Raw genomic sequence first — 13,285 nt, 5'->3', positions numbered from 1 at the left:
ATTCGCCTAATACAACCCCACTCAGGAGCAGGCAAAGGATTTCATTTTATCCCCGAAATAGGCGAAGAAGTCCTTGTAGGTTTTGAAAGCGGCAATGCAGAAAAACCTTTTGTACTAGGCACTCATTATAACGGAAGCGAAACCAGTGGGTACCATACTAGCGGCAATGATGTAAAAGCCATTCATACCCGATCTGGAACTAAAATTATTCTAAACGATGCCCAAGGTTCTGTTTTTATAGAGGATCCTAGCGGCAACACTTGGACGATGGACGGTCATGGGAATATTAATGTGAATGCACCAAAAAACATGATCATTACCGTAGGCGAAGATATGATTATTAATGTAGGCAAAAACATGAGCACAACTGTTGGTATGAATATCTCCGAAAGTGCAGGAATCAACAAAAACGAAACCATTGGAGCCATGAAAAATACTACAGTTGCAATGGATATGATGACGATAGTAACAGGTAAGTTGACGGAAGTTATTCAAGGAGATGTGCATAGTGAGACTAAAAAAGGCAAGACCTCCGTCAGCTCAGATAAAGGAATGGATATAACAAGTACAAAAAATTTAAATAAACATTCAGGCGAAGAAGTTCAAATAAATTCAGCTAATAAATCTAAGCAATATTAATTATGAGTAGAACTAGAATTGTTGGAGGGAAAATTACAGAAATTGTTGGAGGTGAATATAACATTTATTCTGAAGGACCTATTACTTTAACTTCTTTAGAAGGAAGTGTTAATATAACGGCAAGACAAGGAATTACACACGGAAATCCAGGAACTGCTCCTACAGTAGAATCTGGGAAAATTGAAGCAAAATGTGTTGTTTCCTTTAGACCTAAAAAAGATTGGAAAGGTGAAGAATATGGCTGTGATTGGATGCGAATTGAAGATACTGCTCTAATTACAGGAGGAAGTAATATTTTTGGTGATACTAATTATGAAAAAATAATTGTCAAACAATATAAAGAAGCAGCTTTTACAAATCTAGTAACTGATTCTAATTTTAATGCTGGTTTTTACAAAACAGACCCAGGTTTATTCAATAAACTCAAAGCAGCTTATAAATATCACACCATAACTTGGAAAAACAAAAAAGATAGCTCAGGTAACGAAATTAAAGATTCACAAAATAACCCTATAAAAGAAGATTATTTTTGTACGTGGATTTCTTTATACCCAAAAGAAATCACAAAAAAAATACCTCAAGGTAAAGGAAAACCGCCACTAATTGAAAAAAGAGCCACTAACTACAGCAATACAAAAGCCACTCTTAGCCTTATTGTAGATATAGAAGAAGAGCCTGAAATATTGCGATTTGAAGAAAACAAAAACTTTTTAATCACACCAATGGAGATTGATGTAAAGGGAAAAGGTAGAGGAAAACACGCTCTTATAGACCATCTAACCATAGAATGTATAGATGAATTTACCTCAGACCAAACTATTACACTTAATGCTATTACTAAAACCACCAATGCGAATGGTACAGTTATTGAAGAGAAAAAACTAGCAGGCAAACTGCTGGTGTGGAAAAACAAACAACGTAAAAAAGCAAAAATCGTGTTAGTAAAGGTCGAAACAAATACAGATAATACTGGAAAAAAAACACCCAATATTACAAATCAGCAAGCTCTATTTGAAAAATATTTGTATCAGGCACTAATAGATGTAAAAGTAGCTAACGAAATACTTGATATGAGTACCGAACCTGAATTACAAGCAGGAGGAAAATATATAACACAAGATCCTAATAAAAATAATAAAAATGTATTAAAATGCTATTATAAACCTATGCAAAATACTACTACTAACACTTTAATGATTAGCACACATCAACCAGCTCGATTTGAAGATTTAGAAAAATTTTTAAGAAAAAAATTGAGTGATAAACTAAAAGCAATAAACCCTAGAGATGAACATAAATATGACAATCACTTTATTGCATTCTATTTTGGGGAAGATGGAGGTTATATGGATACCAGTAATGCATACAAAGGTCTTAATGGTTATTCTAGTGGTAAAAATGTAATGCTTTTTGCAGCTAAAAACGATCAAACCGCAGCACATGAATTTTTGCATAGTTTTAAACTACCACACACTTTTGCAAACAAAGAAGCAGATGCAAATGCTAAATTTACCTTTGAATACGCTAAGACAGAAAATTTACTGGATTACTCCCACATGTTGAATCCACCACAAGAACGCTATACTCTATGGCAATGGCAATGGATAATAGCAAATGGTAGCATAACCTAAAAACAAAATAATTATGAGACCTTTTTTATTACTACTAGTACTTTTTTTAGAAACGTGTACTGCCCAAAAAAAAACAGATACAATTAAAAACATCACTATGGAACCAATAGTTACTAAAGAATTTGAAAAATTTGATAAAAAATATTATGATGAACTGAAAATAAAATATAATGATGTTAGCTTTACTATTTATTTAAAAGATAATTCTTATTTAGAATTAACAGATAGTTCTTATAGACTTACAGTTCCAAATTCTTATTTTACTTTAACAAAAGGATATTATAAGAATGGTAATATTAAAATTAAAGGTTCTGCTTTAAATAATAATTCACAGTGTAAGATAGGCACGTGGTATGAGTTTGGTGAAGATGGAAAACTTATAAAAGAAACCAACTATAACGCTCCTTACAAATTTACTTTCGAGCAAATATTACAATTTTGTGAGAAAGAGAAAATACCATTAACTAAAGGACCGATCACTGGAGGTATTCATACTGAAATAGCCAGGGGAATAGATAATGCTATAAAAAAAAATGTTTGGTATATAAGTTGGTTCAAACAATCTGATTTGATTGAAACTTTTGTCCTTGATGCTGAAACTGGTAAAGTTATAGATAAAAAATATAGTGAATATATAAATAACTAAGTTTTATGAAATGGTTCTTGCTTCTACTATTGTTTTATCAAATGGGATATGCTCAACAAACGATTACCGACTATAACACTATGGAACCAATAGTTACTAAAGATTTTGAAAAATTTAATCAAAACGAATATTCTTTTTTGAAGGAAGAACAGCCTGAAGTCTATCGCGGTTTCGATCAAGAAAAAAATTACATTGTTATAGTTAAAGCAAATGCGGGGATTAGTTATATAAAAAACTTTAATAATTCTTATTTTTCTGTGTCAAAAATCTTTTATTCTAACGGTAATATTAAAAGAAAAGGAATAGCATTCAATAATTCGTTTTGTAAAGCTACTTGGTATGAGTTTAGTGAAGATGGAAAACTTATAAAAGAAACCAACTATGACGCACCTTACAAATTTACTTTCGAGCAAGTATTACAATTTTGCGAAAAAGAGAAAATCCCTTTAACCAGAGGTCCAATCACTGGAGGCATTCATACTGAAATAGCTAGAGGAATGGATAATGCTTTGAAAAAAAATGTTTGGTATGTGAGTTGGTTCAAACAATCTGATTTGATTGAAACTTTTGTCCTTGATGCTGAAACTGGTAAAGTTATAGATAAAAAATATAGTGAATATATAAATAACTAAGTTTTATGAAATGATTCTTGCTTCTATTATTGCTTTTTGAAAGGGGATACACTCAAAAAACAATTATCTACAGGAGCAGGCAAAGGATTTCATTTTATCCCCGAAATAGGCGAAGAAGTCCTTGTAGGTTTTGAAAGCGGCAATGCAGAAAAACCTTTTGTACTAGGCACTCATTATAACGGAAGCGAAACCAGTGGGTACCATACTAGCGGCAATGATGTAAAAGCCATTCATACCCGATCTGGAACTAAAATTATTCTAAACGATGCCCAAGGTTCTGTTTTTATAGAGGATCCTAGCGGCAACACTTGGACGATGGACGGTCATGGGAATATTAATGTGAATGCGCCAAAAAACATGATCATTACCGCAGGCGAAGATATGATTATTAATGTAGGCAAAAACATGAGCACAACTGTTGGTATGAATATCTCCGAAAGTGCAGGAATCAACAAAAACGAAACCATTGGAGCCATGAAAAATACTACAGTTGCAATGGATATGATGACTATAGTAACAGGTAAGTTGACGGAAGTTATTCAAGGAGATAAAGAAATACAAACAGAGAAAAAATATGACGTAAATAGTCAAAATGGTATTACATACTCATCTGACGGAGAAGTTAATAAACATTCAAAAAAAGAAGTAAAATTAAACAGCGCAGATAAATCTAAACAAGACTAATTATGGCTTACAAATCAATCATAGGTGGCAAACTCATAGTTACAGCAAAAGAAGGCATAAATCACTATGCTAAAGAGGATATAATAATTAATTCCAACAAAACCATCAATCTAAAAGGAGAAGAGAAAGGAGTTAGTTATGGAGAACCAGAAGTTTTTAAAAATGATAGTGAAAATTTTGATGTTTCATTATCTATAAATAAAAAACAAAGTACTTTTGTACCACTAGGCATACTTGACTTTGAAAACAATTATGAAAATCGTTTTTTTGTTTTTGACTATTCCTTAAAAATGACCAATTTAGATTCTTTAAACTTTCAAATACTCAACGAAAATGGAGAACAAATTTATCAAGTCACTAATTTACCTCCTATTGTTATAACTGCTCAAAAAACGCCAAAACTATTTTCAAAAATAAAAGCTGAAACCCCTCCATTAAACCCAATAAAACCCATTAAAACATTTGATATTCAAAAATTAATGGATGATTACTTATATCCTGATTTAACGCACATAGGTAATTATTGCATTCTTTGGGATGGTTTTAACAATGATGAAATTTATGACAGTACTTGGTTTGATGGCAAAAAACTGAAAGCCAAAATTACTGCTAAAAAAGGAAGCACTACAAAAGTACAGGAAATTGAATTTGAAACTACCCGTAAAGAAGTAGATTGGGTGGATGTCAAAATAGATAAAAAAACAAAACGCATAGATGTTACTTTGCGTGTAAATTTGAAAGATGGAGGTGCAAACGGGTTAGATTGCAAACAAGTATTAAAAGGAATGCGCGATAATACGCATTGGGTTACAGAATGTCCGTGGGATGATATACCTACAAATGTTATACAACCTAACAAACCAATTATTAAACAAAGAACAAGAAGTTTTAAAGATTTAGAGAAATTAGCTTTGGATGGTTTGAATTATCATTGGGGAAGAAATAAAAATCATACTGTGGGAAATGATGTCAAAATTAATGGAGAGTCATTTGAAGTTTATGTTAAGTCTCAAAATTGCAATAACAAAGCTCTTAATGAGGTTGACTTGGTTTTTAATACAAATGGAGGATGGGATAGAAGCGGGAATCCTGGTGTTTTAGCAAAAATCTCTTATAATGTAGGTTATATAGAATATTCTAATGGTTGGGGATATCAAATAACTAATAATGAAGATAGCGAATTTAAAGAAACCGCAGCTCATGAGATAGGACATTCAATTTTAAAAGATTATGGAGGAGTTACTTATTCATGGCAACATAAAGGCACATCATATTTACTACTTCAAGATAAAAAGCCTACACCTGATAATAGCCGAATTGAAATTTTTTTTCAAAATTCAATACATATTGACGCTTCTCCTAACACATTAGGAGAGTATTATCCAACATCAGGTGAAATTGATTTAATGAAATATTATCATTCTTTAGACCCTAATAATAAGCTTGTTTCTAGACCTGATTCTAAGAGGACTATTGCCGCAGAAAAGGATGTATTGAGTTTAATTTGGTTAACGAAATTAAAATTTTTATGATATTTATTCCATTATTTTTTGCTCTATTTTTATTTATTTTATTTACAAACAGATTAAATAAAAAAAATAAAATTTTGATATTACTGGTGTTTTTTTTAATTCTGATAATTTTATTAATGGCTACATTATATTTTAATTTTGATAATGCTTTAGAAGATAGAGTAATTCAAAACCAAAAATAAGAACAAAAAGCTATAAGGATTTTATAAATCTTGCTTTGAAAGGTTTTGAAAGGTATTGGAGTAGAAAAGGAAACAAAAATATGGAAGTTTCATTAAAGGCTTTAAATTCTACTATGAAAGCAATGAATTCGCTCCCTTTAATTTACAACACAAATGGAGACTGGATGCGTTCAGGAAATACAGGAGGAACATACAAAGATGGATATATAACAGATAATATTTTTGATGCAATTCCTGATACTGGAATCATTCAAAGACTTTCCTATAACCCAGGATACATCAAACATGATTGGGATTCAGACAGTAAAAACCTAGACATGTGGAGATTCTATGAAGAAAAAGGCAATCTTAACTCTATTTATGATGCAATTGTTGAATTTGAAGAGACTGTGGCTCATGAAATAGAGCATGAGATATTACAAGCCTATGGAGGAACAGCCTACTCTTGGCAACACAAAGGTTCATCTTACTATTTTCCTCAAGACACCAAACCAGTTAAAGGAGAAGAAACACTAAAGGCGAAAATATCCCATATAGATTATATGGATACTGATGGAGAATATTATCCTAAAACAGGTGAAATCGACTTGATGAAATATTATCATAACTTATATGACAAGCAAGGTAGAGCAATATCTACTTCTGATTTGAGGAGAACTGTAGTGTCTGAAAAGGATGTTTTAAGCCTGTTATGGTTAACCAAATTTAAAATCACATAATATGAAATTAATTAGTATATTTATTCTTATTTCGTCAATTTATACATGTTCTGAAAAACCTCCAAAATTTTTACACGGATATATCTATGCTACAGGTAAGAAACCTATTGAAGGAATTAAAATAGAAGACCCTACAAATAAAAATTTATTTGCCAAGACTGATAATAAAGGTTATTTTAGAATCAATTCCATAATAAAAGGAAGGTATCTTTATGTGATATATAAAGAAAAAAAAAATTGACTCTATTTATATAGTAAGAACCCACCCAGAAATGGGGTTCAGTTATAATTTTGTTGAAGGAAAAAATGACACATTATTTGTAAAAATTAAATAATTTGCATGTTCTTAAAAATTACCATAAGATAGATCAAGACTAAGTATCTGGCTCTGTAAATAGCATAAAAAATTTGGACAAGTAATGCCTGAAAGGATAGTATATAATGTCGGATATATGGAGGGTAGTCAACGATGGTATTGGATGGGAAACTTTAATGACATTGATGATGATTTTTCTTACACATCAGCACATGAGATTGGACATGAAATTTTAAAGTCATACACAAGTGATAGTTTTTATTCATACAAGCATAAAGGGAGTTCCACTTTATCCGAAACTAAGCCTATTTCAGAAGGAGGATTTAATTATCCTTCAAGTGGAGAAATAGATCTTATGAAATATTTCAATAATGAACCTTATTGGAAAGATTTTAAAAGAGTGGTAGCCGAAGAGAAAGATGTTTTATGCTTATTATGGCTTTCGAAAATTAAAATAAATTAATATGAAGAATATGAGAATATTAATATTGTGTATGTTTTTTATTGTGGGATGCTCTGTTAAATTAGAACGCCCTGAAATAAAAGGATTTGTTTATGATAAAATTACAAAGAAACCAATTAGTAATGTAGAAATTATTACTTTTAATGATGGGCAAATAATTACTGAATCAATTACAGATACTTTAGGAATGTTTTATTTAAAAGCTATTAAAAGTTCCCATTTGTTAGATTTTGAAAGTGGAAATGATCCTAAATTCTATGATATTATATTAAAACATAGAAATTATTTAACTGATTCTTTGCAGGAAAAAACCAGAGGTAGTTTTATTAATGAATTAAAGGTTTATGATACAATTTTCTTATCCAAAAAACCAAGAAATTAGTTGTTTTTTGTGACGTTTCAAATTGGTATAGTATAAGTTCAAAATGGAGATACTTTGACACTATTTCCGATAAAGTTGACAACGATTTTGAATACACATCAGCTCATGAATTAGGACATACAATTTTGAGAAAATACGGTGGTAAAATTTATTCTTTCACTCACGATGACTCTTCAACCATATTACAAAATCCAACAGGCAATCAGAGTTATATAAAACAAAAAAATAATTCAGAAATTAATTTAATGCATTACTTTAAAGGCACATTCATAATAACATAAACACTTGCTTATCAATAAAATAAGTCTTATTTTAGAAGAAACAAACCCCGAAAAAGCTCAAAAAGAGTCAAAAACGGGGTTTTTCTTTAAATGCTATGGCAAAAATAATACGTTTAAGCGAATTTCAATACCAAATTCCATTTTTTACCCTCAATAAAGATTTTGATGGTTTTTACGCCCAATTTTTTAAAACAGATTTGGGAAAAATTTATCTTTCGATGCCTTTTTCAGAGCTTGCTTAAGCCTTGAAACTGAAAGATTCTCAAAAAGGAACTCATTGTTATTTTAGCCCTAAGGGTAAAATTGCTCTGATGATGCTTAAAAACTACTACGGCTGTTCTGATAAAAAGTAAAAATCGAACGTTCACTACAACCAATACTATCCAAACCGATTTTGTACGTAAAGGAAAAACTGGAAAAAATGAAGAACAACGCAAAATTTTAGCCCAACACATCAAGAAAGAACGAGCTACTCGCCTAGAAGGAAGTTTTGGCAAGGAAAAGGAACATTACCATCTCAAGAAAATCAAAGCCAAAACCCCAAAAAGTGAGATACTTTGGATTTTCTTTGGCATTCACACAGCCAATGCTTTAGAAATAGGGTGAAGAATTTATCAGCAACAGCAAACTTTAGTAGCATAAAAAAAATGAAAACTATCCTCACTGGGGAACGTGCGTCCTGTTGCGAACCAAAAACCAATTTTTAAACATTTGAATCCGCCAAAAAACAAAATGACCCAAAATTGTAAATCAAAATGGGTCATTTTTTTATTTTTTTACAAAAGTGTGGTTACTTCTGAATGTGCCTTATAAAACTAGAGATGAAACTAAACCTGCGGTAAAAAATTTCCGTCCCTTTTTAACTCCCTTGTCCTTTTCATCTTCATTACAAAGGCTAGCGTATAACCTGGGGTTAAACTAAAATATAAATCATAATTTTATAATAGAGGCTCTATTGGGATTCGAACCCAAATCGTCAGAACCGGAATCTGATATTCTATCCAATTGAACTATAGAACCAATATGATTATAAAAAAAATCAAGGATTTTAATCTATACGATCGAACTAAAGATCTAGTCAAAATCCTTAATTATAATTTTTCTATCTTAAGTTAAAAGTTTTTTTACAATATTTGAAATGGTTTTTCCATCCGCTTGTCCTGCTAAAGCTTTAGAAGCTTGCCCCATTACTTGCCCCATAGCAGCCATTCCTGAAAAACCTCCTTCTGCAATAATTTTAGCTACTTCTGCTTCTATTTCTACTTCTGACAATTGAGCGGGTAAAAACGTTTCGATCACTGCTACTTGTGCTAATTCAGGTTCTGCTAAATCCGAACGATTTTGTTCAATATAAATAGCCGCAGAATCCTTGCGTTGTTTAACTAAACGTTGTAATATTTTTATTTCATCATCAGCTGAAATTTCTTCCTTAGCGCCACTTTCTGTCTGTGCTAATAAAATAGCTGACTTAATAGCTCTTAAAGCCTCTAATGCTACTGAATCTTTAGCTTTCATAGCATTTTTCATTTCATCCATAATTTTTGCTGATAAACTCATAATGATTTTATATTAGATTATTGAAATTTTAGATTTATTTGACCTTTTTTATAGACAAATAAAAAAGGTTCATTTTTGAGATGCGAAATTAAAAAAATAACCCGAAAAATCATCACATTTTTCGGGTAAGATAAAAGCATTTTTATTTTAACTAATCTACATTATCATGTAAAAAAGAATTATTAGAACGTAACTGTATTTCATCATTGCTGTCTAAACCTAAAGACATTCTTGATTGGTTATTCTGAATTGGATTATTTGTTACATCCAATCCCATTCTTTTATAAGCAGGTACTTTTTCAAACTCATCTACACGAGACGCGCTATTATGGAATTTATAGTTAAATTCTTTCATTTTACGACGACGTTCTTCTGCTCTTAAACGTAACGATTCCTCTATAGACATTTCTACAGGTGATATTTCGTTAGAAGTTAAGCCCAAATTTTGTTCTATCATAGGCTCTTCTGTTTGCTTGATCGTAATATTTAACTCTTCAGGAATTTTTTCTACTATAGGTTCTGCCTTTTTAGTATGAAAAAATGGGTTTTCATTTTCCATATATTCTTCTAAAGAGTGACGGATTATTCCATCTTGAGATACTTCGGTCATAGGCACAAACTGAACAGCTTGATTAACCTTTATATCTTTTATTTCATCTGTCAATTCAAATACATTTTTTTCAATAGTAGTTGTATTTGTTATGGTTTCTTTTCTAGGCACTGGTAGATCAAATGTAAATGCCATTGGATCTGATGTAGAAATTACTTCAGGAGCCACTACTTCCATTGCTCTTGCTTCGGGTGTTGTAATAAAAAATTCATTTGCTACTATTGGTTTAGGTGAAACTATTTCAAAAGTAACATCTAAATTCTTTATAAATTCAGACGTAGGTACTAAATCTAGGTTAGAAACTACTGACTGATTCACAACAGGTTGTTGTATTACAGGTTTTTGAAAATCCGTTGATCCAAAAGCTGATGGTGCTGAGTTATTAGGTGTTTCATCTTCTAAAGTATAAACTACCCTTGCATCTACAGGAGGCGCAATAGAAGTTGGAATTACTGAAACTACGGGTTCCGAAGGTGTAATAACCGTATTAAAATCAAAACCTTGTGCTTCGAATTTTTGAGTTAAGTTTTGTACTAACTTTTGCTCATCTTCTAAAGCATGAATTATTTTTTTAGGTTCCGTATTTACAAAACCTGCCTGTTGTTCTATACAAAAACCAGTTGCAATAACGGTTACTGAAATTTTATCTCCGAGTTCTTCATCTTCTCCTACCCCCATGATAATATTAGCATTGTGCCCTGCTTCTTCTTGAATATAGTCATTAATTTCTCCTATTTCATCAATAGTAATTTCATTAGCACCTGAAACGATAAGCAACAAAACGTTTTTAGCACCTGTGATCTTATTATCATTTAACAATGGAGAATCTAAGGCTGCAACAATAGCTTCTTTAGCTCTATGTTCTCCTTCTGCTGTAGCAGACCCCATAATAGCTGTACCGCTATTAGATAATACGGTCTTAGCATCCTTTAAGTCTATATTTTGGGTATAGTGATGTGTAATTACTTCTGCAATACCTCTTGAAGCAGTAGCTAAAACTTCATCTGCTTTAGAAAATCCTGCTTTAAAACCTAGATTACCGTATACTTCACGAAGTTTGTTGTTATTAATAACAATTAATGAATCTACTTGTTTTCTTAATTTTTCAACTCCTAATAAAGCTTGTTCTGAACGGACTTTGCCTTCAAACTGAAAAGGAATTGTTACGATACCAACAGTTAAGATGTCTTTTTCTTTGGCCAACTGAGCAATTACTGGTGCAGCACCTGTACCGGTACCACCGCCCATACCCGCTGTGATAAAAACCATCTTAGTGTTTGCATCTAACATTTTTTCAATATCCTCAATGCTTTCTAAAGCTGCTTGGTGCCCTACTTCTGGGTTTGCTCCAGCGCCTAGTCCTTCTGTTAGATTAGCACCTAACTGAATACGATGTGGCACATTACTATTTTGTAAAGCTTGAGAATCTGTATTACATACAATGAAATCAACACCTTTGATTCCTTGTTTATACATGTGGTTTATAGCATTACTACCACCACCACCAACACCAATTACTTTTATCACATTGGTTTGCGTTTTAGGCAAATCAAATGAGATACTTCCAAATCCTGAGTTGCTTTCCATACTATTTGGTATTTATATTTTCTTGTGTTACTATTGATAACGAACGATTACTCGGCATTATCTAAAAAATCTTTAATTTTATCTATATATTTATCAAAAAAGGAACGACGAATCGTTTTTTCAGTTGATTTTGATTCAGGGATTTGGGCTTCCTCAATTTCTTTTTTCAACTCCTCTTCTATAATTTTTTGTTCTTCTTCTGTCGGTTTTTGAACTAAAATAGGTTCTGGAATATAATCTTCCTGAGGAATAGCACTCATTGTATTATTACGAATACTATTCATAACAAGACCTACTGCTGTAGCATATAATGGGCTTGAAATTTCTTCGCCTGAGCTACCTGCTAAATGTTCGTTTGGATAACCTATACGGGTATCCATTCCTGTTATATACTCAACTAATTGTTTGATATGTTTTAACTGAGAGCCACCCCCTGTTAGAACAATTCCTGCAATTAATTTTTTTCTTGGATCATCATGACCGTACGACCTGATTTCGCTATAAATCTGTTCTATAATTTCCACAACACGCGCATGAATTATTTTAGAAAGATTTTTTAACGAAATTTCTTTAGGTTCACGCCCTCTTAAGCCTGGAATAGAAACAATTTCGTTATCTTTATTTTCTCCTGGCCAAGCAGAACCAAATTTTGTTTTTAACAATTCCGCTTGTTTTTCTATAATTGAACACCCTTCTTTGATGTCTTCTGTTATTACGTTACCACCAAATGGGACAACAGCTGTATGACGAATAATACCGTCTTTAAAAATGGCTAAATCTGTGGTACCTCCTCCAATATCAATCAGGGCTACTCCAGCCTCTTTTTCCTCTTGACTTAAAACAGCATCGGCAGAAGCTAACGGTTCTAAGGTTAGCCCCGACAAGTCTAGACCTGCACTTTTTATACAACGTCCTACATTACGAATAGAAGAAGCTTGTCCTAATACAACGTGAAAACTAGCTTCTAAACGCCCTCCATACATTCCTATAGGTTCTTTTATTCCTTCTTGACCATCAATTTTAAATTCTTGAGGCAATACGTGAATTATTTCTTCCCCTGGTAACATAGGTAATTTTTGAACCTGTCCGATAAGCATATTAATGTCTTTTTCACTAATTACTTCTTCGGCATTAGGTCTTGATATATAGTCACTGTGCTGAATACTACGGATGTGTTGCCCTGCAATACCCACCACTACATCTTTTATCTTATAGCCTGAATCTTTTTCTGCTAGGGAAACAGCTTCTTGTATAGACTGGATGGTTTGAGTAATATTATTTACTACGCCACGAGCCACACCGAGACTTTTAGACTTCCCTACGCCTAAAATTTCAAGCTTACCATATTCATTTTTCTTACCTAACATAGCTACAATTTTAGTTGTACCTATATCAAGCCCTACTGCTATATTATCTCTTTCCAT

The 13,285-nt window shown here is 32.0% G+C and carries 14 protein-coding genes and 1 tRNA gene; 11 read left to right on the top strand and 4 right to left on the bottom strand.

The window, feature by feature from the left end; all coding sequences use genetic code 11:
• The 11 genes from B0A78_RS08000 to B0A78_RS14465 all read left to right on the top strand — a co-directional run.
• Positions 1-639, top strand: a 639-nt coding sequence (locus B0A78_RS08000) for a phage baseplate assembly protein V (protein ID WP_249030953.1), incomplete at its 5' end; no start/stop codon positions are given.
• A 2-nt stretch (positions 640-641) separates the two neighbouring features.
• Positions 642-2,270 (top strand): hypothetical protein, encoded by a 1,629-nt coding sequence (locus B0A78_RS07995; RefSeq protein ID WP_077225611.1) that lies wholly within the window; start codon positions 642-644, stop codon positions 2,268-2,270.
• A 13-nt stretch (positions 2,271-2,283) separates the two neighbouring features.
• Positions 2,284-2,916 carry a hypothetical protein gene (locus B0A78_RS07990; protein WP_077225612.1) on the top strand — a complete coding sequence of 211 codons (633 nt, stop codon included), beginning with the start codon at positions 2,284-2,286 and terminating at the stop codon, positions 2,914-2,916.
• Between the two features lie 5 nt (positions 2,917-2,921).
• Complete coding sequence (locus tag B0A78_RS07985; RefSeq protein ID WP_232533636.1) at positions 2,922-3,548, top strand: hypothetical protein; 627 nt, start codon at positions 2,922-2,924, stop codon at positions 3,546-3,548.
• Positions 3,549-3,584: 36 nt separating this feature from the next.
• Positions 3,585-4,232 (top strand): phage baseplate assembly protein V, encoded by a 648-nt coding sequence (locus B0A78_RS07980; RefSeq protein ID WP_014164875.1) that lies wholly within the window; start codon positions 3,585-3,587, stop codon positions 4,230-4,232.
• 2 nt (positions 4,233-4,234) lie between these two features.
• The gene (locus B0A78_RS07975; RefSeq protein ID WP_077225614.1) at positions 4,235-5,764 is read left to right on the top strand and encodes a hypothetical protein; all 1,530 of its coding nucleotides are present in this window, start codon (positions 4,235-4,237) and stop codon (positions 5,762-5,764) included.
• A gap of 262 nt (positions 5,765-6,026) precedes the next feature.
• Positions 6,027-6,665, top strand: coding sequence for a hypothetical protein (locus tag B0A78_RS07965; RefSeq protein ID WP_123906715.1), 639 nt, complete (start codon positions 6,027-6,029; stop codon positions 6,663-6,665).
• A 1-nt stretch (position 6,666) separates the two neighbouring features.
• Complete coding sequence (locus B0A78_RS07960) at positions 6,667-6,906, top strand: carboxypeptidase regulatory-like domain-containing protein (RefSeq protein ID WP_097609551.1); 240 nt, start codon at positions 6,667-6,669, stop codon at positions 6,904-6,906.
• 178 nt (positions 6,907-7,084) lie between these two features.
• On the top strand, positions 7,085-7,444 hold the full coding sequence (locus B0A78_RS07955) for a hypothetical protein (RefSeq protein ID WP_097609550.1): 360 nt from the start codon (positions 7,085-7,087) through the stop codon (positions 7,442-7,444).
• 10 nt (positions 7,445-7,454) lie between these two features.
• On the top strand, positions 7,455-7,826 hold the full coding sequence (locus tag B0A78_RS07950; RefSeq protein WP_123906902.1) for a hypothetical protein: 372 nt from the start codon (positions 7,455-7,457) through the stop codon (positions 7,824-7,826).
• Positions 7,827-8,202: 376 nt separating this feature from the next.
• A complete protein-coding gene (locus tag B0A78_RS14465; protein WP_165688648.1) occupies positions 8,203-8,349 on the top strand; it encodes a hypothetical protein in 147 nt (48 codons plus the stop codon).
• A gap of 705 nt (positions 8,350-9,054) precedes the next feature.
• On the opposite strand, the gene B0A78_RS07940 is transcribed toward B0A78_RS14465, so the two are convergent.
• The 4 genes from B0A78_RS07940 to ftsA all read right to left on the bottom strand — a co-directional run bounded on the left by B0A78_RS07940 (position 9,055) and on the right by ftsA (position 13,285).
• A tRNA-Arg gene (locus tag B0A78_RS07940) sits at positions 9,055-9,127 on the bottom strand.
• An 87-nt stretch (positions 9,128-9,214) separates the two neighbouring features.
• Positions 9,215-9,664, bottom strand: coding sequence for a GatB/YqeY domain-containing protein (locus B0A78_RS07935; RefSeq protein ID WP_014164883.1), 450 nt, complete (start codon positions 9,662-9,664; stop codon positions 9,215-9,217).
• 151 nt (positions 9,665-9,815) lie between these two features.
• The gene (ftsZ, locus tag B0A78_RS07930) at positions 9,816-11,861 is read right to left on the bottom strand and encodes a cell division protein FtsZ (RefSeq protein ID WP_014164884.1); all 2,046 of its coding nucleotides are present in this window, start codon (positions 11,859-11,861) and stop codon (positions 9,816-9,818) included.
• A gap of 47 nt (positions 11,862-11,908) precedes the next feature.
• Positions 11,909-13,285, bottom strand: a complete 1,377-nt coding sequence (gene ftsA, locus B0A78_RS07925; protein ID WP_014164885.1) for a cell division protein FtsA — start codon at positions 13,283-13,285, stop codon at positions 11,909-11,911.

Source organism: Flavobacterium columnare NBRC 100251 = ATCC 23463 (assembly GCF_002530675.1).
In the GTDB taxonomy this organism is placed as follows: Bacteria; Bacteroidota; Bacteroidia; order Flavobacteriales; family Flavobacteriaceae; genus Flavobacterium; species Flavobacterium columnare.
The sequence above is the reverse complement of the archived record's forward strand: the minus strand, read 5'-3'. Positions and strand labels throughout refer to the sequence as shown.

Bases quoted from the DNA above. Each gene is read 5' to 3' on its own strand.
- B0A78_RS07950 (WP_123906902.1), top strand. From the start codon at position 7,455: ATGAGAATATTAATATTGTGTATGTTTTTTATTGTGGGATGCTCTGTT.
- B0A78_RS07990 (WP_077225612.1), top strand. From the start codon at position 2,284: ATGAGACCTTTTTTATTACTACTAGTACTTTTTTTAGAAACGTGTACT.
- B0A78_RS14465 (WP_165688648.1), top strand. From the start codon at position 8,203: ATGGCAAAAATAATACGTTTAAGCGAATTTCAATACCAAATTCCATTT.
- B0A78_RS07965 (WP_123906715.1), top strand. From the start codon at position 6,027: ATGGAAGTTTCATTAAAGGCTTTAAATTCTACTATGAAAGCAATGAAT.
- B0A78_RS07960 (WP_097609551.1), top strand. From the start codon at position 6,667: ATGAAATTAATTAGTATATTTATTCTTATTTCGTCAATTTATACATGT.
- B0A78_RS07975 (WP_077225614.1), top strand. From the start codon at position 4,235: ATGGCTTACAAATCAATCATAGGTGGCAAACTCATAGTTACAGCAAAA.
- B0A78_RS07935 (WP_014164883.1), bottom strand. From the start codon at position 9,664: ATGAGTTTATCAGCAAAAATTATGGATGAAATGAAAAATGCTATGAAA.
- B0A78_RS07955 (WP_097609550.1), top strand. From the start codon at position 7,085: ATGCCTGAAAGGATAGTATATAATGTCGGATATATGGAGGGTAGTCAA.
- ftsZ (WP_014164884.1), bottom strand. From the start codon at position 11,861: ATGGAAAGCAACTCAGGATTTGGAAGTATCTCATTTGATTTGCCTAAA.
- ftsA (WP_014164885.1), bottom strand. From the start codon at position 13,285: ATGGAAAGAGATAATATAGCAGTAGGGCTTGATATAGGTACAACTAAA.
- B0A78_RS07995 (WP_077225611.1), top strand. From the start codon at position 642: ATGAGTAGAACTAGAATTGTTGGAGGGAAAATTACAGAAATTGTTGGA.
- B0A78_RS07985 (WP_232533636.1), top strand. From the start codon at position 2,922: ATGAAATGGTTCTTGCTTCTACTATTGTTTTATCAAATGGGATATGCT.